At 70.8% G+C, this 19614-nt stretch carries 19 protein-coding genes; 10 read left to right on the top strand and 9 right to left on the bottom strand.

Going from position 1 to position 19614, the window contains the following annotated elements:
• The first annotated feature begins 221 nt into the window (after window positions 1–221).
• The 7 genes from GXP74_RS33615 (at window position 222) to htpG (ending at window position 5774) form a co-directional block, all read left to right on the top strand.
• Window positions 222–755: an ATP-binding protein gene (locus tag GXP74_RS33615; RefSeq protein WP_225448375.1), complete on the top strand. Its 534-nt coding sequence runs from the start codon at window positions 222–224 to the stop codon at window positions 753–755.
• Between the two features lie 189 nt (window positions 756–944).
• Window positions 945–1295, top strand: coding sequence for a hypothetical protein (locus tag GXP74_RS33610; protein WP_182455025.1), 351 nt, complete (start codon window positions 945–947; stop codon window positions 1293–1295).
• Between the two features lie 18 nt (window positions 1296–1313).
• Window positions 1314–2468 (top strand): inorganic phosphate transporter, encoded by a 1155-nt coding sequence (locus GXP74_RS33605; protein ID WP_182455024.1) that lies wholly within the window; start codon window positions 1314–1316, stop codon window positions 2466–2468.
• A 31-nt stretch (window positions 2469–2499) separates the two neighbouring features.
• Complete coding sequence (locus GXP74_RS33600) at window positions 2500–2754, top strand: hypothetical protein (protein ID WP_182455023.1); 255 nt, start codon at window positions 2500–2502, stop codon at window positions 2752–2754.
• 40 nt (window positions 2755–2794) lie between these two features.
• On the top strand, window positions 2795–3106 hold the full coding sequence (locus tag GXP74_RS33595; protein ID WP_182455022.1) for a DUF3349 domain-containing protein: 312 nt from the start codon (window positions 2795–2797) through the stop codon (window positions 3104–3106).
• A gap of 77 nt (window positions 3107–3183) precedes the next feature.
• Window positions 3184–3564 (top strand): VOC family protein, encoded by a 381-nt coding sequence (locus GXP74_RS33590; protein WP_182455021.1) that lies wholly within the window; start codon window positions 3184–3186, stop codon window positions 3562–3564.
• Between the two features lie 296 nt (window positions 3565–3860).
• Entirely contained in the window at window positions 3861–5774 is a 1914-nt protein-coding gene (gene htpG, locus GXP74_RS33585) for a molecular chaperone HtpG (protein ID WP_182455020.1), read from the top strand.
• Window positions 5775–5846: 72 nt separating this feature from the next.
• Here htpG and GXP74_RS33580 read toward each other — a convergent pair whose 3' ends face one another.
• Genes GXP74_RS33580 through GXP74_RS33560 form a run of 5 tightly spaced genes read right to left on the bottom strand, consistent with a single transcriptional unit; the run spans window position 5847 to window position 11169 of the window.
• Window positions 5847–7115 carry an MFS transporter gene (locus GXP74_RS33580; protein ID WP_182455019.1) on the bottom strand — a complete coding sequence of 423 codons (1269 nt, stop codon included), beginning with the start codon at window positions 7113–7115 and terminating at the stop codon, window positions 5847–5849.
• 2 nt (window positions 7116–7117) lie between these two features.
• The gene (locus tag GXP74_RS33575; protein WP_182455018.1) at window positions 7118–7612 is read right to left on the bottom strand and encodes a GNAT family N-acetyltransferase; all 495 of its coding nucleotides are present in this window, start codon (window positions 7610–7612) and stop codon (window positions 7118–7120) included.
• Window positions 7613–8791, bottom strand: coding sequence for an alanine racemase (locus GXP74_RS33570; RefSeq protein ID WP_182455017.1), 1179 nt, complete (start codon window positions 8789–8791; stop codon window positions 7613–7615).
• Between the two features lie 19 nt (window positions 8792–8810).
• Window positions 8811–10127: a DUF6271 family protein gene (locus tag GXP74_RS33565; protein WP_182455016.1), complete on the bottom strand. Its 1317-nt coding sequence runs from the start codon at window positions 10125–10127 to the stop codon at window positions 8811–8813.
• The gene (locus tag GXP74_RS33560) at window positions 10096–11169 is read right to left on the bottom strand and encodes a YbiU family protein (RefSeq protein WP_182455015.1); all 1074 of its coding nucleotides are present in this window, start codon (window positions 11167–11169) and stop codon (window positions 10096–10098) included. The genes GXP74_RS33565 and GXP74_RS33560 overlap by 32 nt, the downstream gene beginning before the upstream one ends.
• Window positions 11170–11995: 826 nt before the next feature.
• On the opposite strand from GXP74_RS33560, the gene GXP74_RS33555 reads away from it, so the two are divergent.
• Window positions 11996–13882, top strand: coding sequence for a chloride channel protein (locus GXP74_RS33555; RefSeq protein WP_225448374.1), 1887 nt, complete (start codon window positions 11996–11998; stop codon window positions 13880–13882).
• On the opposite strand, the gene GXP74_RS33550 is transcribed toward GXP74_RS33555, so the two are convergent.
• The 3 genes from GXP74_RS33550 to GXP74_RS33540 all read right to left on the bottom strand — a co-directional run bounded on the left by GXP74_RS33550 (window position 13829) and on the right by GXP74_RS33540 (window position 16744).
• Entirely contained in the window at window positions 13829–14623 is a 795-nt protein-coding gene (locus tag GXP74_RS33550) for a hypothetical protein (protein WP_182455014.1), read from the bottom strand. The two genes, GXP74_RS33555 and GXP74_RS33550, sit on opposite strands and share 54 nt — an antisense overlap.
• A 171-nt stretch (window positions 14624–14794) precedes the next feature.
• The gene (locus tag GXP74_RS33545; RefSeq protein WP_182455013.1) at window positions 14795–14992 is read right to left on the bottom strand and encodes a hypothetical protein; all 198 of its coding nucleotides are present in this window, start codon (window positions 14990–14992) and stop codon (window positions 14795–14797) included.
• A gap of 99 nt (window positions 14993–15091) precedes the next feature.
• Window positions 15092–16744 carry an LCP family protein gene (locus GXP74_RS33540; protein WP_225448373.1) on the bottom strand — a complete coding sequence of 551 codons (1653 nt, stop codon included), beginning with the start codon at window positions 16742–16744 and terminating at the stop codon, window positions 15092–15094.
• A gap of 519 nt (window positions 16745–17263) precedes the next feature.
• Here GXP74_RS33540 and GXP74_RS33535 point away from each other — a divergent pair.
• Window positions 17264–18160 (top strand): polysaccharide deacetylase family protein, encoded by an 897-nt coding sequence (locus tag GXP74_RS33535; protein WP_182455012.1) that lies wholly within the window; start codon window positions 17264–17266, stop codon window positions 18158–18160.
• 102 nt (window positions 18161–18262) lie between these two features.
• Here the strand turns inward: GXP74_RS33535 and GXP74_RS33530 are convergent, their stop codons facing one another.
• Entirely contained in the window at window positions 18263–18904 is a 642-nt protein-coding gene (locus tag GXP74_RS33530; protein WP_182455011.1) for a TetR/AcrR family transcriptional regulator, read from the bottom strand.
• Between the two features lie 119 nt (window positions 18905–19023).
• Between GXP74_RS33530 and GXP74_RS33525 the strand changes: the two genes are divergently transcribed.
• Window positions 19024–19581 carry an NAD(P)H-dependent oxidoreductase gene (locus GXP74_RS33525; RefSeq protein WP_182455010.1) on the top strand — a complete coding sequence of 186 codons (558 nt, stop codon included), beginning with the start codon at window positions 19024–19026 and terminating at the stop codon, window positions 19579–19581.
• The last annotated feature ends 33 nt before the right edge of the window (window positions 19582–19614 follow it).

Below are 19614 nucleotides of genomic sequence, written 5' to 3'. Positions count from 1 at the left end.
GGCATATGCCAGAAGCAATGATGATTCTTTACGCATAGTGGCCCCGTGATCACTCAGCAGTCGTCATGATGAATGACATGGCAGCACGGGGCAACACTCAGCAGACGTATCCGGCCTCCGGCGGAGACGGACCCGGCACCGCCTGGACCGAATCCGGACCAGCGCTCCGATCAGCGGTTTCCTCCGCTGCCGGGACTATGGAACGTCGGCCCCCGACCCCCTTGGAGCCGCCCGTCCGGCAGTCGGGGGCGGCCCCCGTCGCGTCCGCGGACCCCGCCTTCGACGCCGCCCTGGCCGCCGACGACGCCTTCCCCGGCCGCTACGACTCGGTGGCGGCCATGGAACTCACCCTCCGTGACCGGCTGATCGACCAGGCCAGTGACGAGGTGCGGTTAGCCGCGGGCCCCGGCTCCTCGTCCCGCGCCCGTCGGCTCACCATGTCCGCCCTGGAGTCCTGGGGCCTGGGCGGGCATGGTGAGGTGGCGGTGCAACTGGTCGCCGAACTGGTCGCCAACGCGGTCCGGCACGCCGGTGGGCGCACCTTCGGACTGCGCCTGATCCGCCGCCAGGGCTGCCTCCGGGTCGAGGTGCGCGACCCCTCGCGCGCCCTGCCCTGCCTGATCCTCGGCGACGTGGACGACGAGGGCGGTCGCGGCCTGCAACTGGTCAACCACCTCTCCCAGCGCTGGGGCGCGGACCTGATGTCGCACGGCAAGTCCGTCTGGTTCGAACTGCGGGTCCGCGAGACCGGCTGAGCCCGCGCCGGGCCCCCGCACCCGCCGGTACCGGCCGGTCCGCGCCAAGAAACCGTCAATTCACCCGTACGCTTCGCGGAGCCCCTCACATCCACCGCTCGCCACGTTAGGGTCTGCTGCGGCGCCAACGCCGTGATCATGATTCGCTGGCCGTGGGCTCGTCGGCAGCGGGCCAGGTGGAGGTGGACGGTGGCAGCAGAGGACCGGGTACCCACCCGGGGTGTCCTGCGTCGTCCGGGCCTGCGCCCGGTCGACATCCTGGTGGCGCTGGCACTCGTCGGACTGCTGTACGGACTGCTGCGGATCGCCCCCTCGCTGAACGCGCCGTTCCTGCCGCGGACCGCCCCCGCGCAGGTCTCCACCGACCCGGCGAACCCGCAGGCTGGAACTGGAGCCCGAGGCGCTGTCGGTCCTTTGAGTACGCGCAGGCACGCCCCGGGCACGCTGCGGAGCCAGGGGACAACGGCGCGTGTACGGCAGGTGTCGGCTTGTGCGCAGGTGGCCCAACAGTGCCGCCCACGACTCGACAGCGGGCGCTGACCTGGGGACTCTGGCCGTGTGGGAAACGACTTCTTGTTGGTTCTTGTCGTCGTCACGGCCCTGGCCTTCGACTTCACGAACGGTTTTCACGACACCGGTAACGCGATGGCCACGTCCATCGCCACGGGCGCTCTCAGCCCACGCATCGCCGTCGCCCTGTCCGGACTGCTGAACCTGGTCGGGGCCTTCCTCTCGCTGAGCGTCGCGGCGACCATCGCCAGCGGCCTGGTCGACACCGGCCTGGTGACGCTGACGGTGGTCTTCGCGGGCCTGGCAGGGGGGATCATCTGGAACCTGCTCACCTGGTTCCTGGGCATCCCCTCCAGTTCCTCGCACGCGCTGATCGGCGGCGTGGTCGGCTCGACCATGGCGGCCGCGGGCGGGCACGCGGTGAAATGGCACGGCCTGTTCCAGAAGGTGATCATCCCGGCCGGCCTGTCGCCGGTGATCGCCGGGCTGATCGCGACGACCGGTACCTACCTGGTCTACCGGATCAGCCGCTCGGTCCCGGAGAAGACCCGCAGCCACGGCTTCCGGCTCGGGCAGATCGGTTCGGCGTCCATGGTCTCGCTCGCCCACGGGACCAACGACGCGCAGAAGACCATGGGCGTGATCACGCTGGCGCTGATCGCCAACGGCTCCGTCCCGGCGGGCGCGAAGGCACCCTTCTGGGTGATCCTGTCCTGCGCCCTGGCCATCAGCATCGGCACCTACACCGGCGGCTGGCGGGTGATCCGCACCCTGGGCAAGGGGCTGGTGGAGATCGAGGCGCCGCAGGGCATGGCCGCCGAGTCCTCCTCCGCCGCCGTCATCCTGCTGTCCAGCCACTTCGGCTACTCGCTGTCCACCACCCACGTGGCCACCGGATCGATCCTGGGCACCGGCCTCGGCAAGAAGGGCGCGGTGGTCCGCTGGGGCGTCGCCGGGCGGATGGCCACGGCCTGGCTGTTCACCCTCCCGGCGGCCGGACTGGTCGGCGCGGGCGCCTACGCGCTGGCGCACGCCATCGGCGGCACCGCGGGCGCGCTGGTCGACCTGGTGCTGCTGGTCGCGGTCGCGGTGCTGATCTACCTGAAGTCGCGGGCGACCGCCGTCAGCCACGACAACGTCAACGCGGAGTGGACGGGCACGGTCGCGCCGCCCGCCCCGGCCAAGGAGGCCGCGGCGGTATGAGCGGCCGGACGACAACGAGGGAGGACAGCCGATGAACTCGTGGATCGACCTCCACGCCCTGTGGCAGATCGTCGTGGTCGGCCTGATCGCCGGGGCGGGGCTGCCCGCGCTGTTCGCGGTCGGACTGCGGGCGCTGAGCCTGCCGGGAGGCCGACCCGGCCCGGCCACCGAGGAGGGACAGGTCGTCGGCGGCAGCATCCCGGGGATGATCGCCGCTGGGCTCTGCTTCGCGGTGGTGCTGGCCGGGATCGGCTGGGGTATCTACTACATCGTCGCGGGCACCTGAGCGCCGTGACCGACCGCACTCACCGAGAGGCAGAACACCCATGGCCCTGCCGCCGTTCGTCTCGTCGGTCGTAGGCTGGCTCCGGGCCGGCTACCCCGACGGGGTCCCCGCCTACGACTACCTCCCGCTGTTCGCCCTGCTGACGGGGCGGCTCAGTGACGCCGACGTGGCGGCCCTGGCCGACGAGCTGGCGGCCGGTGGCGACCAGGCCTCGGCGAAGGCCATCCGCGACGCGATCGCCGCCGCCACCAACACCCGTCCGCTGGACAGCGACGTCGCCCGGGTCAGCGCCCGGCTCGCCGCCGGGGGCTGGCCGCTGGCCGGTCCCGAGGACCTGGAACCGCGCGCCTGACCATGGTCGCGGGGTCGGGGTCGGAGTCGGGGTCGGGGTCGGGGTCGCGGGGTCCGGCGGCTCGCTAGGCTGGGTCCATGCGGATCGAACGGCTCGACCACCTGGTACTGACTGTCGCCGACATCGACGCCACCGTCGCCTTCTACACCCGGGTCCTGGGGATGGAGGCGGTGGTGTTCGGCGAGGGCCGACGGGCGCTGGCCTTCGGCAGCAGCAAGATCAACCTGCATCAGCTCGGGCACGAGTTCGAGCCCAAGGGGCGGCGGCCGACGCCGGGCAGCGCCGACCTCTGCTTCGTCACCGGGACGCCGCTGGAGCAGGTCGCCGCCGAGCTGGCCGAGGCCGGGGTCCCGGTGGAGGAGGGGCCGGTCCGCCGGACCGGGGCCCTCGGCCCGATCACCAGCCTCTACCTGCGCGACCCGGACGGCAATCTGCTGGAGATCAGCCGCTACGACTGAGGTCCGACGGAATTCCCCCGGCGGCCGGGGATTGCCGGACACTGTTCCCCGGGAATTCCACGGCCCTTCCGACGGTGTTCCGTGAGCGTTCTACGGACGCCGCGGCGGGGCGGCGGCCGGGGCGAAGGGCCCTGCGGGGGAGTCCAGTTCGCCCGGCCGGTGCTCGCCCCGGCCCGGTCGCCCGCCCGCGACCGGGCCTTTTGGCGGCTTCCTTTCCGCTCGGCCGGGCGACTCGGTAACCTACGGTGCTGAGGACGTTCCCGTCACCGGGTGAGATGAGAAGGAATCCACGAACTATGCCGACCGAGACGTTCGAGTTCCAGGTGGAAGCCCGCCAGCTGTTGCAGATGATGATCCATTCGATCTATTCGAACAAGGACGTGTTTCTGCGGGAGCTCGTTTCCAACGCCTCCGACGCGCTGGACAAGCTGCGGTTGGAATCCCTCCGGGACGACACCCTCGGGGCCGATGTCTCCGACCTCCACATCGACCTTGAGGCCGACCCCGGGGCCCGTACCCTCACGATCCGCGACAACGGCATCGGGATGTCGCACGACGAGGTGGTCAAGCTCATCGGGACGATCGCCAACTCCGGTACCGCGCAGTTCCTGAAGGACCTCAAGGAGGCCCGGGGCAACGGCGACGCCGAGGGGCTGATCGGACAGTTCGGCGTCGGCTTCTACTCCAGCTTCATGGTGGCCGACGAGGTCACCCTGCTCACCCGGCGCGCGGGCGAGACCGAGGGCACCCGCTGGACCTCCAGCGGCGAGGGCACCTACACCGTGGAGACGGTGGACGACGCGCCGCAGGGCACCGCGGTCACGCTGAAGCTGAAGCCGGTCGACGACGAGGACAAGCTCTACGACTACACCTCGCGCTGGAAGCTCCGGGAGATCGTCAAGCGCTACTCGGACTTCATCACCTGGCCGATCCGGATGGCCGCCGAGCCGGTCACCGGTGAGGACGGCAACACCGAGATCCCCGCCCCGGAGACCGTCAACTCGATGAAGGCGCTGTGGGCGCGCTCGCGGGACGAGGTGACCGAGGACGAGTACCACGAGCTGTACAAGCACATCAGCCACGACTGGACCGACCCGCTGGAAACCATCCGGATGCAGGCGGAGGGGGCCTTCGAGTACCAGGCCCTGCTGTTCATCCCGGCCCGCGCGCCGCAGGACCTCTACACCCGCGGCCACAAGCGCGGGGTGCAGCTCTACGTGAAGCGCGTCTTCATCATGGACGACTGCGAGGCGCTGCTGCCGGAGTACCTGCGCTTCGTCAAGGGCGTGGTGGACGCACAGGACCTCTCGCTCAACGTCTCCCGCGAGATCCTGCAGCAGGACCGGCAGATCCAGCTGATGCACCGGCGGCTGACCAAGAAGGTGCTGTCGTCCATCAAGGACATGATGGCGGCCCACCCGGAGCGCTACGCGACCTTCTGGCAGGAGTTCGGCCGGGTGGTCAAGGAGGGCCTGCTCGGCGACGCCGACAACCAGGACGCGATCCTGGCCGCCGCCTCCTTCGCCAGCACCCACGACCAGGAGCAGCAGACCACCCTCAAGCAGTACGTCGAGCGGATGAAGGAGGGCCAGGAGCACATCTTCTACATGACCGGCGAGTCCCGCGCGGGAATCGAGAACTCGCCGCACATGGAGGCCTTCCGGGACCGGGGCATCGAGGTGCTGCTGCTGACCGACCCGGTGGACGAGGTGTGGGTGGAGGCGGTTCCCGGCTTCGACGGCAAGGAGCTGCGCTCCATCGCCCGGGGCGAGGCGGACCTCGACACCGAGGAGCAGAAGGAGGAGGTCAAGGCCGAGCGGGAGAAGCAGCGGCAGGAGTTCTCCGGGCTGCTGACCTGGATGTCCGCGCAGCTCAGCGAGCAGGTGAAGGAGGTCAGGCTGTCCGCCCGGCTGACCGTCTCCCCGGCCTGCATCGTCTCCGACTCCGACGACGCCACCCCGGCGCTGCAGAACCTCTACCGGGCCATGGGGCAGGAGATGCCGCACACCAAGCGGATCCTGGAACTCAACCCGGGCCACCCGCTGGTGTCCGGGCTGCGCGCGGCGCAGGCCGGCCGCGAGGACGACCCCGCCCTCGCCGAGACCGCCGAACTCCTGTACGGCACCGCGCTGTTGGCCGAGGGCAGTGAGCTTCCGGACCCGGCCAGGTTCACCAAGCTGCTGACCGACCGGCTGGAGCGCACGCTCTAGTCGGCACACGCCGGGGCCGGGTGGGGGCCGCCCCCACCCGGCCCCGGCGTGTCAGTGCTCAGCTGTCGGCGGTCATTTCTCGGCGTTCGCGGGCCAGTTGATCCGGGTGCTGCACAGCGACACCAGCACCGCCGAGGCGGCGACCGCGCCCATGCCCCAGGCCAGGCTGCTGGCGCTGGCGATGAAACCGATCACCGCGGGCCCGGCCAGCATGCCGGTGGTGCCCATGGCGGCGACCAGGGCCAGCGCGTCCGAGCCCTGCCGGGCCGCGGCCATGTAGACGCAGGGCGTCACCGCGGCGACACCGAGCCCGACGCAGGCGAACCCGAGCAGCGCCGGGACCACCCCGCCGACCAGCAGCGCCACCGCCAGCCCGAGCCCGGCCAGGGCACTGCCGACCCGGACGATCCGCGCGTCGCCCCAGCGGGCGCGCCAGCCGTCGGCGAACACCCGGGCCAGCACCATCATCACCGACACCACGGCGATGCCCATCGGCGCCAGCTCCGCCGCCGCCTTGGCCACGTTCTTCAGGTAGAGCGCCGACCAGTCGTTCATGGCGCCCTCGGTCACCGTGCCGAAGGCCATGGCCAGACCCATCCAGATGGTGACCCGGGACGGCAGCGGCAGCCGCCGCTGCTTCGGCTCCGCCTGCGTCGACTCCCCCTTCGGCTCCGGCTCGGGCTGCTGGTCCTGGGGCAGCAGCCCCGGCCGGGCGTAGGCGATCAGCAGCAGCAGGATCGCGGCGGCCACCGCGAAGTGCGCCAGCAGCGACGAGGTCAGCAGGTTCATCCCGGACGCCAGCAGCGCCGCGCACAGCGAACCGGCGCTGAAGGTCGCGTGGAACTTGCCCATCGACCGCCGGTCGTAGACGACTTCGAGCGCCGCCCCCTGGGCGTTCATGGCGACGTTCAGGCAGCCGACCAGGATGCCGTCGCAGCAGACGATCACCAACGCCACCGGATAGTCCGGCGCCACCGCCAGCGCGGGCAGCAGCAGGCCCAGGCAGACCGCCGACAGGCAGGCCAGCCGACGCGAGCCGAGCCGCTTCGTCAGCACCGCCACCAGCGGGAACGACGCGGCGGCGCCCGCGCCGCAGGCCATCAGCAGCAGCCCGACCTCGGCGGTGCTGAGGTCCAGCCGCGCCTTGATCGTGGGCAGCCGCGACGCCCAGGTGCCGTACTGGAACCCGAGCGCCCAGAACAGCGCCGCGATCGCCAGCTGCGCCCGGCGGAAGTCGTCCCGGAGCCGGAATCCGCGTCCCGGCCGCTCCTGCTCCCCGGCGCCCGCGCCGGTGGTTCTCCGGTCGGCTTCGACATCCTGGCCGAGTTCCTGGTCGAGCATCCTCACACCGCTTTCGACATGTAGACGGCGTCGGCGCCGTAGCTACTGGGGAGCGCGACCTCGTGGTGGGCGCGGTATCCGTTGGCCGACCAGAAGGAGTCACTGCCGCCGACGGCGACCAGGGATATCCGATCGTGCGTTCGTGATCTGGCCACCTCGGCGAGATGGCGCAGCAGGTGTTTCGCCAGTCCCCGGCCGCGGAAGCGCTCGTCGATCACGAGATCGTGCAGATGCAGATTGCGTGAGTCGAAGACCGTCGATTCGGCCCGGGTCAGGTCGGGGTACTGGAACACCGGGTAGGGCAGCGCCAGCAGGTAGCCCACCGTCCGCCGCTCGACGTCCAGGACGAAGCAGGTGGCCGGTGAGGCGCTGGCCCGGGACTCCAGCGCGGCCCGCTCCTCGGACAGCTCGGACTCGGTGTAGGCGTCGGCCTCCAGTGCCACGATGCTGTTCCAGTCGTGGTCGGAGACGGCGCGGATCCGCGGCTCCTGGTCCATCTACTGCTCCCCGCCGTGGATCGGGGTGTACGGCAGCGGAGCGAAGCCGTTGAACCCCTGGGTCGTGTAACTGGTGGCGTAGGCGCCGCAGGAGAGGATCCAGACCGGATCCCCGGAGGCGACGGCCTTGGGCACCTGGGTGAGGCTGTACCGGTGGTTGTAGGCGTCGTCGCTGTCGCAGGTCGGCCCGGCGACCACGGCCGGGACGCGTTCGCCGCCCTGCGGGTGCGAGGGAAAGACCAGCCGGTACTGGAGCTCGTCCATCTCGTACAGGCCGTTGAACTTTCCGCAGCTCAGGTAGAGCCAGTACTGCCGTTCCCCGTTCAGCTGCTGCCGGGCGGAGAGCCGGGAGACGTGCGCCCTGATCGCGCCGTGGTCGGCGACCAGGTGGCGCCCCGGCTCCATGACGAAGTCCAGGGCGGTCGCCGAGACCTCGCCGAGCCGGACCATGCCCTCGCGGATCGCCGTGAAGATCTTGTCCAGCGGCGGTTCCAGCGGTCGGCCGTGCTTGTCCAGGTAGCCCTGGGCGGGCAGGCCGCCGCCGAGGTTGACGTGGTCCGGGAAGATGCCGCGCTGGTTCAGGGTGGCCAGCACGTCGGCCAAGTGGTCGAAGGTGTCCCGCCAGGCGTCGGCGGTCATCTGCTGCGAGCCGACGTGCACCGACAGGCCGGAGGGGACCAGCCCGGCCGCCTGCGCCGCCGCCAGTACCAGCACCGCGTCGCCGGGGGAGCAGCCGAACTTGTGGCTGAGGCCCCAGAGCGCCCCGGCCCCGTCGGTGGCCAGTCGGCAGAACACCCGGGCGCCGGGGGCGTGGGCGGCGATCGCCGCCACGTCCTCCAGGCAGTCGGTGGCGAAGTCGCGGACCCCGAGCCGGTAGGCCTCGGCGATGTGCTGGTCCGACTTGATGGTGTTGCCGTAGTGGATCAGCTCGACCGGCACGCCGGTCCGCAGCGCCTGCCGGATCTCGTTGGGGCTGGCCGCGTCGAAACCGGCGCCCTGCGCCGCCAGACAGGAAAGCACCTCGTCCACCGGGCACGCCTTCATCGCGAACCGGACGCCGACGCCGGGGAGTTCCCGGTTCAGCGTTCGGTACTGGGCTGCGATTCCGGCGAGGTCGAAGACGATCTGGTCCTCGGCAGCGGCTGCCAGGGCGGCGCGCATAGGCTTGCTCTCGTCCATGCTTGTGCTCCGGATCCGGTTACTGGTGCCGGTCTGACGGGTGGACGCCGATGACCTTGCTGGCGCGCACCAGCGGCCCCCAGGCCTCGATCAGCAGCGCGAAGTCCTCGATGTCGCGCTGCGCCTCGTCCAGTAGCCGCTTTCCGCGCAGCGCCAGGATGTCGGCGAACTGGGCGTACCGGCCGCCGAGTTCGCGGTAGGCGCGGTCGAGCACGCGCAGCCGCTGGAGGTTCTCCGCCCGGTCCAGCTGGGCGCTCTCGCGGGCGAACTCGATGATCGTGGCGGGCCGCACCCGGTCCTGGCCGTCCAGCAGCGACTGGCCGGCCGCGGCCATCCGGTCGTAGACGTGGTTGAAGTAGAGCATCGACAGGAAGAACTTCGTCAGCCGCATCTGGTAGGCCACGAAGCCGGAGTCGGTGCGGCGTTCCTCGGTGTAGAAGTTGACGATGTTGCGGTTGTGCAGGACGCCGGGCAGCGCGGCGTCGTGGACCAGGTGCATCAGGAAGTAGTCGCTGCCGATGGTGTTGGTCGCGGGCGGCAGCGGCACCAGCTCGTGCACCTGGTGGAAGCTGATGTTGCACATGTCCACCCGCATCGGGTCGACGATGGTGAGCGTCGAGTGGTCGCCGGTGAAGGGGTCGGTGCCGTCGCCGCGGAAGGACTCGGCGACCAGCTCCCGCTTCTTCTCCTCCGGCCATTCGACCGGGGCCCAGAGGCTGACCACGTCGTAGTAGACCTCGGGGTCGAGCTGCTGGATCTCGCCGATGTCCACCGACAGTTCACCCACGAAGGAACTGCCCACCAGCACCACCGGCTTGTGCGCGTGGGCCGGGTCGAGCTCGGTCACGGTGACGCCGTCGGCCGCCTCGGCGCCGGTCCGGCCGAGCGAGGTGAGCTCGTGGTGGATCGGGAAGACCGGTTCGCCGTGCAGGAGTTGGTAGCTGCTGTCGGAGTCCCGGCGGTGCACGGACTCGCAGCCGAGCGCGCTGCCGATCAGGAACGCGCGGTTGGTGCAGGCGCCGTAGGAGAGGGCGGCCGGGAGCATCAGGTCCAGCACCAGATCCGGGTTGTCGACGTCGGCGTGGTCGATCACCCGTTGCAGGAAGGCGCGTTGCCGGGCCTCGTCCAGGTGGTGCACGACCACGTTCGGCGCCCGGTTCGACCCCTCGATGACCCGGGCGTGCACCGCGAAGACGTCCTCCGGGGAGGAGTCCAGGATCAGCAGGTGCGCCTCGACGTCGAAGGCCTTGGCGGCGTAGTCCGCTTCCTCGCCGATCGCCGACAGCGTGGCGGAGCAGGCCCGGTTAGTGGGTAGGGTCAGGCAGATCTTGCGCATGTCCGCTCTCCGGTTCGTCCGAGTTCTTGCCGCTCCAGGAATCGAGCCCCAGCAGCTTCGCGCCCAGGTCGCTCAGCGTGGCGGTGGGATACCTGAGGGATTCGTGCTGCTTCGCGTCGCCGACCAGCGTCGCGTTCCAGTCCGGGGTGCTGAGCTCGCGCCAGGAGTCGATCCGGGACTGCCGCATGGCCTGGTTGGTCTCCAGCGCGGGCATCATCGAGAGGTACTGGACCGACCGGACGCCCTCGGCCGAGGTGTTGCGGGCGACGCCGTGGGCGAGCAGGCCGTTCCAGATCAGCAGGTCGCCTGCCTTGAGCTCCGGTCGGACCACGGGGAACTCCGTGCGGTCCACGTCCGGCCGGATCGGGTCCCGGTCGTCCGGCTGGGTGATCCGCCACGGGTCGAACCGGCGGAACAGTTCGGGGTTGCACTGGAACCCGCCGTGGTCCGGCTGGGTGTCGTTGAGCGCGATGATTCCCTGGACCCGCTGCGGCAGCACGCCGAGCGTGGTGTCCACATCCCAGTGGAGTTCGATGTCGAAACCCTTGTCGGTGGGTGCGATAAGGGCGCGGTCGCGGTTCTTGATATTGGGCGGATTCAGGTTGAGCCGGTCCAGGGTCACCCAGAGCTCTTCGCAGTCCCAGACGTCGACGAAAGCGTCGTAGACCCGCTGGGTCTGCCGGCTGTCCCAGATGAGCTGGTGGTGGTAAGCCTCGACGAATCCGTAGATGTGCAGTTCCCGGTCCAGGTCGGACCGGTACTCCCGCTCCTCGTACCAGGTGTCGGGGCGGTCCGGATCGAGCCCCTGGAATTCCCAGGAGAAATCGAGCAGGCGCTTCGCCGCGTCGGCCGGAATCGCCTCCCTGACGACGATGTAGCCGTAGGTCTGCCAGAAGTCGAAGTCCTCCTCGGTGAGCACCCGGAGGTCCTTGGACTTCTTCAGCTCGCGCAACGGGGTCTGCGCCAGGTACGTCTCGCCGTCGGCGCTGAAGTACGGACGGTCGGAGGGGGCTCGGTGCAGATATCGGTCGGGCGTCGGCACGCAATCACTCCAGGATCGAATCTTGCTGGCGCTGGGCGGATCGACCGCTCACCAGCGGCTGTCGCAGGTGGGGCATGGGCAACCGACGCCGGCCGGCGGGTGGTCCGGCTCGGTTCGGGCGGCGACGGGGCAGCGGGCGGCCTCGTCGCCGTTCAGGACGCGAAGAAGTGCCAACGGGGGTGGGGGAAGCGCTGGGGACTGGCCGGTTCCGATGCCGGGCGGTGGGTCGCGGGCACCCCTCAGCGGGGGCCCTGCGTCCACTGGTCCGCGACCGGACATCGCGATCGGTAATCCGGTGCGGGGCATGCGGATGTGGCGGCAGCGCACCATTGCGCGCCAGTTGTCGGCCCGGTGGAGGCAGTTCTCCGAGAAGCCGCGACTGGCATTCCTACCTCCGCCCCACTGGTTGGACTAGACCAAGGTGGACTAGACCAACTTCCGATGTCAACCCTTGCTTTGGAGAGGGCCGAGGTGTTGCCCGATCGGGCAACGAACAGTCAGAACTACTGTCAAGTAAGGCCTTTACCGGACCATCCGGCCGGATGCCAGGGGTGGGTGCCCGAGTGCTGGTCGGGCGTGGTGACGGAACGCATGTCAGTGGTCGCGCTGAGCGTTCGCAGACGTGGGGCGGCGGGATCCCGGCTGACCTTCCGTCAGTCGGCCGAAAGGCCGCCGCGAATTACTGGTCCGTTGACGAACTGTTCCGACGGGGCGTCCGGGCGGCGCGCGGGGCGGACCGGTCCGAGTGCCGGTCGCGCCCGGTGTGCTGGTTTGCGCCGTCAACGCTACCTTCAGGCAACTGTTGCCTCATGCAATACTTGCCCCCATGAAGACATCAGGCCGGATCGCCGAACCCGGCGGACCCACCCACGAGGAGATACGGTCCGGCGCCGAGGTGAGCGCGAAGACGGCACGCGGCACCGCGCACCTGGGCGACTTCACCGTCTCCCCGCGGATGCTGCAGATCACCGCCTGGGCGCTGCCGGTGGGCGCGGCCGGGGCGGTGGCCGCGCTGGCCCTGCTGCGGCTGATCGGGCTGGTCACCAACCTGGTCTTCTACCAGCGCTGGCGGACCGAGCTGGTCGCCCCCGGCCTGGTCCACCACCCCTGGTGGCTGGTGCTGTGCGCACCGGCGCTCGGCGGCCTGGTGGTCGGGCTGATGGCCCGGTACGGGTCGGAGAAGATACGCGGCCACGGCATGCCCGAGGCCATCGAGGCGATCCTGACCGGCGGCAGTCGGGTGGCCCCCAAGGTCGCCCTGCTCAAGCCGGTCTCCGCGGCCATCAGCATCGGCACCGGCGGTCCCTTCGGTGCCGAGGGCCCGATCATCATGACCGGCGGCGCCATCGGCTCGATGCTGGCGCAGGCACTGCGGCTGTCCGCCGACGAGCGCAAGACGCTGCTGGTCTCGGGCGCCGCCGCGGGCATGGCCGCGACCTTCGACTCGCCGCTGGCCGCGGTCCTGCTCGCGGTGGAACTGCTGCTGTTCGAGTGGCGTCCGCGCAGCTTCGTCCCGGTGGCCGCGTCCGTCGCGGTCGCGACGGTGTGCCGGGGATTCCTGCTGGGCACCGCCCCGGTCTTCCCGGTCGACGCCTCCGGCCTGCACCTGACCGCGCCGGACGACGCGCTGGCCGTGATCTGCGGGCTGACCGGCGGCGCGCTGGCGGTCGGCGCGACCTGGCTGGTCTACCGCGCCGAGGACACCTTCGCGAAGCTCCCGTTCCACTGGATGTGGTGGCCCGCGATCGGCGGAGTGGTCATCGGCACCGGCGGCCTGATCGAGCCGCGCGCGCTGGGCGTCGGCTACGACGTCATCGACCAGCTGCTGACCGGCCGCGCGACGCTGTCGCTGATCATCGGCATCCTGGTGGTGAAGACCCTGATCTGGTCACTGTCGCTCGGCTCGGGCACCTCCGGCGGCGTGCTGGCCCCGGTCTTCATGATCGGCGGCGCCCTCGGGGCCTGGGAGGGCATGCTCTTCCCACAGGTCATCCCGGGTTTCTGGGCCATGTGCGGGCTGGCCGCCGTGGTCGGCGGGGTGATGCGCTCACCGCTGACCGGCGTCGTCTTCACCCTGGAACTCACGCACGCCTGGGGCGCGTTGCTGCCGCTGCTGATCTCCTCCACCGCCGCCTACGCACTGTCCGCGCTGATCCTCAAGCGCTCCGTGCTGACCGAGAAGATCGCCCGTCGCGGCCTGCACCTGACCCGCGAGTACTCCACCGACCCGCTGGAGGCCTTCTTCGCCCACGAGGTGATGCACCGGTGTCCGCCCGCGCTGGACGGCCGCACCAGGGTCGACCAGCGGCTGACCGACCGCCTCGCCGCCCTGGCCGACGGGACACCGCGGCTGATCCCGGTCACCACCGCCGACGGCGCCGTCTCGGGCGTCACCACCCGCCGCCGACTGGACGACCGGGCCGCGCGCGGCGGGACGGTGGCCGATGCCGCCGAGCCCTGCCGGTTGACCGTGCACCCCGACCACACCCTGCGTCAGGTCGCCTACCTGTTCGCCGAGACCGCGCTGACCAGCGCCCCCGTGGTGGACCCGGGGTCCGGGCGGCTGGCCGGAGTGATCACCCTGCGCGATCTGCTGCACGCCCGACTGCACGACCTCACCGAGGAGCACCACCGCCAACGCGTCCTGCTGCGGCGGGGGTCAGCCGATGCAGAGGAAGAGCAGTCGCACCAGGCAGCTCGTCGCCGGTGGTGACGGCAGCGCACCGGGCGCCGGGTTGGTCGACGGCGCCTCCGGCGGCGCGGCCGAGACCGGGGTCGGAGCGAGCACGGGTGCCGTCGTCGGGGTCCGCGTGGCCGTCGTTGTCGGTGCTGCCGTCGGTGCCGTCAGTGCCGTTGCTGCCGTTGCTGCCGTCGGTGCCGTTGGTGCTGTCGTCGGCGGCGCGGGCGGCGGTGGTGTTGTCGGCGCGGAGGGCGGTGCGTCGCGGACGGTGGGGTCACCGGTTCCGGGGGCGGCCGGTCCCAGCGCCGGGGCCCCGGGACCGGCCGTGGCCACCGGCGACGCCTCGGCCAACGGCGCTTCGGGGGCGATCGCCATGGTCGGCGGCGACGGCGCGGACGGCCCGGCCGCACCGGTCGGCGCCGGGGCCCGGAGGCCGGGGTAGCCGGTCCCGGCGGGCGCGCTCGCTCCGGACCCGCCAGGCAGCGCCGCCTCCCTGGTCGCCGCGGCTCCGTGCACGCCGGTGACGCCCAGAGCGGCGACCAGCAGCGCCGGGGCCAGCCACCGCCCGAGGCTCACCCGCCGGACGGGCCGCGACGGCGGGGCCGTCCGGGTGCGAGCCGGGGGCGGGGGCGCGGCCGTGGCCGGGAACAGCCCGGTTGTGGGCACGACCGGCTCGATCGGGTCCGCCAGCGGCAGCTCGGTGGCCGGGATGGCACAACCCGGACAGGAGAGCGCGCCGTTGACGTAGCGTCGGCAGGTCGGGCAGTACCTCACGGGATCCTCCGCACACGGTGACAGGACGCTCGCCGAGAGTGACGGCGAGATCGCCACCCTGACAGGCCCCGGGCCCGCCGAGCGGAGGCTCCGCGAAAGCCCCCGCACAGCGGACTTCGGACTGCTATGGCGGTCCGCTCCACGCCGCCCGCGAGCTGACACCCGCTCGGTTCAGCGCGTTGACCCGGTGTGGAAGACGGGCCAGCACACCTCCGTGCGCCACGACGCCGGTTCCGGGTTGTCGCGCAGGCCCACGACGTAGTACTCACGCGGGGGACCGTCCACGGCGAGCGCGTGCCGGGCGACGTGGGCGGCCGGCCTGCCGTAGGCGCGGTCGATCTCCGTGGGTGAGCCCCGGTGCTCGATCACCGCGAGTTCCGCGGGACGAACATGGTCGCCTCGCCGTGTCGCCGAGTGAACAGTTCGTCTGCGTACACGCCACCGGCGCACCCGGTCACCGATCGGCGGTCAGGGGGCGGAGTTGGGCACGTTCGGGTGCTCGGCGTACTCCATCGCCGGGGTGGCGCCCGGCTGCGTGTAGGAGGTGCTGACCGCGACGCACTGGTTGCTGCTGCCGTTCTGCATGTGGCTGTTGGCCAGGGCGGCGGCGGTGTTCACCGGCGGGGCGACCGGCTTGGAGTGCGGGAAGGCCGTACCGCTGGTCCAGTCGGCGCCGAGGACGAGACTCAGCCCCGCGCTGGTGCCCTGCTTGAGCGCGGACCCGGGCAGGCCGAGGGCCTTCGCGGTGACCTGGGCCTGCGCGGCCTGCCCCGGCCCGTAGGTCAGCACGGTGGTGGCCGGGGAGGCCGAGTCGCTGTATCCGGTGGTGGCGGGGTTGAACCCGTCGGTGACCAACTCCTGGGCGATGACGTCGGACCAGCCGTCGACCGAGGTGCCGTTGTAGACGGACACGGTGATGCTGGACGCGGGCGGAGCCGACGGGGCGGGCGGGGCGGGCGTGGCCGAGGCCGACGCGGTCGCCTTGCTCGCGCTGGAGCTGCCGCCGGACGCGGTGGTCAGCGACTGGTCGTTGGCGATCGCGGTGAACAGGGTGGTCGCCCCGGGGGCGATGACCACCTTCGTCGTGTAACCGGGCTGGGTGTCCTGCTGGTTCTGCATGGTGGCGAAGGTGATCCGGTTGGTGGGCACCTTGTTCATGTCCTTCGCCATCTCGACCAGTTTGACCGGGTTGTCGATGTCCGGGCTGACCGTGAGCGCCTTGGTGGCCGCGTCCGCGATGTTGTAGAGGGCCAGCGGGTCGCCGAGCGTGCCGCCGCTCTTCAACTTGTCGATCATGTCGGTGAAGAAGATGTGGGTGGCCGTGGTGCGGCCGATGTTGTCACTGCCGTCACCGAAGGAGTCGCGGGTGCGCAGGAACTCCAGCGCGGACTTGCCCTCCAGGGTGTGCGTGCCCTGGGAGAGCTTCAGGCCGGAGTTGAGGTCGTACATGTTGCTGCTGACACAGACCTTGACGCCGCCCAGGGCATTGGACATGGCCTCGACGCCGCTGAAGTCGACCATCGCGAAGTCGTCGATGGGTATGTTGGTGAGCTGGTGGATGGCCTTGGCCGTGCAGGAGGGGCCTTCGTCCAGGGTGCTGTTGATCTGGCCGTAGTGCGCGTCCTTGCTCACCCCGGTGGTGGGGTCGGTGCAGGCGGGGAGGTTGGTCATCAGGTCACGGGGGATGCTCATCACCGTGATGTTGCTGCGGTCCGCGGAGAGGTGGACCACCATCTCCACGTCGGCGTTGGCACCGGCGCCGGCATCCCCGCCGATGGCGGCGTCGGCGGCGGTGTCGCGGGTGTCGGAGCCTATCAACAGCAGGTTGTAGGGCGTCCGGCCGAAGGCGTCCGGCTTCTCCACACCCACGGCCGCGGCCTTGTTGTTGCCGGTGTAGAGCGGGTCGCTCTTGATGTTGCCGGCCAGGTGGTAGTAGATGTAGCCCGCTCCGGCGCCGCCCACGACCAGGACTCCGGCGGTGCTCAGGCCCACGATCTTCAGGACCTTCTTGTGGCCGCGCTTCTGGGCCTTGCGCATCTGGGCGCGGCTGCTCGGCGTGGAATCGCTGTCCACCGGTGCGGCCAGGGCGCTCCCCGACCCCGCCGCTCGTTTCCCACTCATGCGCCCCTCCGGAATCCGACCACGTTCAGCTACTCCTTATCGACCGTCAGCCACAAACAGCTCGGGCACGCCGATGCCCGTGCCCCGGCTCTCCCGCTGCACGCGCCGTTGAGCGCCATTCCGAAACCCGCGTCCGACCACGCGGTTCCGGGGTCCGTTGGATCCCGGATTATGGCAGACGACGGACAGAAGACGTCTATGAAGCTCTCACGGTTGCCTCGAAACGGCGTGAACCCAGTCACTTTTGTTTCCGCTGTGAGAAGTCCGATCTCCTGGCAAACCGGTCGGGGGGCGGACAGAAACGGCATGCGTAGTTCGTGATCGGTAGTCGATTGCTGACTGTGTGGAGGGGTGATCGGTGGCGGTTTTTATGTCCGCCTCGCCGTAGCCCGCGCCGGGGCGGCTCTTGACGGGCTTCGGGATCGGGTAGGAGATGCCCGGGGACGCGGCGCTGAACGGCGCGGTCGCCCTGGCGCACGAGCAACCGCGCGAGCCCCCACCCCCTTCCAGGAGACCCCGATGACCCTCGCCCAGCGTCTCGGCTTCGGCCCGGACGAGCGTCTGCTGATCATCAACGCCGACGACTACGGCATGTCCCGCGCCGCCAACACCGGCATCACCTCGCTGCTGGCGGCCCGCGCCATCAGCTCGGCCACCGTGATGCCGCCCTGCCCCTGGGCGCCGGACGCGATCGCCACCGCCGTCGCGGGCGGCTACGACGTCGGGGTGCACCTCACCCTCACCAGCGAGTGGGCGGGATACCGCTGGGGCCCGGTCAGCACCGGCCGTCCGGTGCCCAGCCTGACCGACGCGGCCGGGTACTTCCCGGCCGACTGCGCGAGCGTCGAGCTCACCGCCGACCCCGACGAGATCCGGGTCGAGCTCACCGCCCAGATCGAGCGGGCACTCGCGCTCGGCCTGGACCCCTCGCACGCCGACAACCACATGGGCAGCCTCTACGGCCTGGCCACCGGGCGGGACTTCCTCGACGTCACGCTGGCCGTCTGCGCCCGCTTCGGCCTGCCCTTCCGGCTGCCGCGTCGGGTCGACGGCTTGGGACTGCCGGACGAGGCGCAGGGGTTGCTCGACCACCACGCCGAACTGGCGGACCAGTACGGCGTGGTGATCCTCGACCGGCTGTGGACGCTGCCGTTCACGCAGGGCGAGGGGGAGACCTACGAGTCCTTCCGGGCCGACTTCACAGCGATGCTGGAGCGGCTGCGGCCGGGGGTGACCGAGGTCTACCTGCACCCGTTCACCGACGATGACGAGTTGCGTTCGATCATGCCGCACCACCGCAAACGCGGTTGGGAGCTGAGGCTGATGACGGACCCTCAGATTCAGCGGACGCTCGCCGGTACCGGCGTCACCCGCATCGGCTGGTCCGACCTGCGCGACCTGCAGAGGTCGAGATGATCGGCCGGGGCCGGACGCTCGCCTCCGGCGCGGGCGACTTCTCGGCCCCCCTGCTCGCGCGGACCTTCACCACCTGCGCCGACGCCGTCGCGCCGTCCGTGGTCACTCCGGGGCCGGGAGCTGCCGGGTGACGAACTGCCGCCAGCCGTTCTCCAGCCGGGCCACCGGGTAGCCGCGCTGCACGTGCAGGTGGTGCAGCAGCACCGGGTCGAGGTAGCCGTTGAGCGCCTGGGCGAGCAGGTCGGTGTCCCCGTCGACCCCGGCCTGCCGCAGCAGTCCGGCCACATGGCTCACCCGCAGCATCGCGGCCGGGACCAGCAGCCGCCGCTCGGCGCAGGTGTCGGCGGCGAGATAGAGGTCCAGGTGGTCCAGGTGGTGGCGGATCGTGGCACAGCCGAACGCCAGCAGCCGCTCGCCCGGCCCCGCGCCGGGGCCGAGCGGCGGCGGGCCGGTCAGGAATCCGCGCTGGTACTCCGCCTCCGCGTGGTCCAGCAGCGCCCGCATCAGCCCCTCGCGGTCCCCGAAGCGCCGGAACAGCGTGCCCTTGCCGACGTGCGCGGCGGCGGCGACCGCGTCCATGGTCACATTCTGCGCGCCCAGCTCGCGGACCAGTTGCGCGGCGGCGTCCAGCAGGCGCGACCGGTTGCGCGCGGCGTCGGCCCGTTCGCGAGGGGGCTGCCCCAGCAGGGTGAGCTCGCGCGGACAGTGAGGCTCGGCTCCGGTCGAGGCTTGCTGCGCGTTCATGCTCTCCACTCTAGCCTCGGAAAGAAGAAGTGGACTCCGGTCCGCTTGGCGTGTTAAACCTTAATCCGGACCACAGTCCACTTCTGTGGGCCAACTACCCATACACCCAGGAGTTCGACATGTCCGTACGTGTTCTCGCCCTCGTCGGTAGCCTTCGTGCCGGTTCGCACAACCGCCAGCTCGCCGAGGCGGCCGTCAAGCACGCCCCCGAGGGTGTCGAGATCGTGATCTACGAGGGCCTCGCCGACATCCCCTTCTACAACGAGGACATCGACGTCGAGGGCAGCGTCCCGGCCGCCGCCGCCGCGCTGCGTGAGGCCGCCGGCCAGGCCGACGGCTTCCTGCTGTTCTCCCCGGAGTACAACGGCACCATCACCGCCGTGCTCAAGAACGCCGTGGACTGGCTCTCCCGTCCGTACGGCGCGGGTGCGCTGACCGGCAAGCCCGCCGCCGTCATCGGCACCGCCTACGGCCAGTTCGGTGGCCTGTGGGCGCAGGACGAGACCCGCAAGACCGTGGGCATCGCCGGCGCCAACGTGCTGACCGAGGCCGTGCTGTCGCTGTCCGGCTCCGTGGTCCGCTTCGCCGAGCTGCACCCGCAGGACGACGCCGAGGTCATCGAGAAGCTTCCGGCCATCATCGCCCAGATCGTCGAGGCCGCGAGCGTCAGCGCCTGACCCCTCCGCCCTGCGCGGACACCCAGCGCCGCC

Origin of the sequence: Streptacidiphilus sp. P02-A3a (assembly GCF_014084105.1) — a bacterium.
Classification (GTDB): domain Bacteria; phylum Actinomycetota; class Actinomycetes; order Streptomycetales; family Streptomycetaceae; genus Streptacidiphilus.
The sequence above is the reverse complement of the archived record's forward strand: the minus strand, read 5'-3'. Positions and strand labels throughout refer to the sequence as shown.

Coding starts and splice junctions, on each gene's coding strand:
- GXP74_RS33600 (WP_182455023.1), top strand. CDS start 2,500: ATGAACTCGTGGATCGACCTCCACGCCCTGTGGCAGATCGTCGTGGTC.
- GXP74_RS33595 (WP_182455022.1), top strand. CDS start 2,795: ATGGCCCTGCCGCCGTTCGTCTCGTCGGTCGTAGGCTGGCTCCGGGCC.
- GXP74_RS33590 (WP_182455021.1), top strand. CDS start 3,184: ATGCGGATCGAACGGCTCGACCACCTGGTACTGACTGTCGCCGACATC.
- htpG (WP_182455020.1), top strand. CDS start 3,861: ATGCCGACCGAGACGTTCGAGTTCCAGGTGGAAGCCCGCCAGCTGTTG.
- GXP74_RS33580 (WP_182455019.1), bottom strand. CDS start 7,115: ATGCTCGACCAGGAACTCGGCCAGGATGTCGAAGCCGACCGGAGAACC.
- GXP74_RS33575 (WP_182455018.1), bottom strand. CDS start 7,612: ATGGACCAGGAGCCGCGGATCCGCGCCGTCTCCGACCACGACTGGAAC.
- GXP74_RS33570 (WP_182455017.1), bottom strand. CDS start 8,791: ATGGACGAGAGCAAGCCTATGCGCGCCGCCCTGGCAGCCGCTGCCGAG.
- GXP74_RS33565 (WP_182455016.1), bottom strand. CDS start 10,127: ATGCGCAAGATCTGCCTGACCCTACCCACTAACCGGGCCTGCTCCGCC.
- GXP74_RS33555 (WP_225448374.1), top strand. CDS start 11,996: ATGAAGACATCAGGCCGGATCGCCGAACCCGGCGGACCCACCCACGAG.
- GXP74_RS33540 (WP_225448373.1), bottom strand. CDS start 16,744: ATGAGTGGGAAACGAGCGGCGGGGTCGGGGAGCGCCCTGGCCGCACCG.
- GXP74_RS33535 (WP_182455012.1), top strand. CDS start 17,264: ATGACCCTCGCCCAGCGTCTCGGCTTCGGCCCGGACGAGCGTCTGCTG.
- GXP74_RS33530 (WP_182455011.1), bottom strand. CDS start 18,904: ATGAACGCGCAGCAAGCCTCGACCGGAGCCGAGCCTCACTGTCCGCGC.
- GXP74_RS33525 (WP_182455010.1), top strand. CDS start 19,024: ATGTCCGTACGTGTTCTCGCCCTCGTCGGTAGCCTTCGTGCCGGTTCG.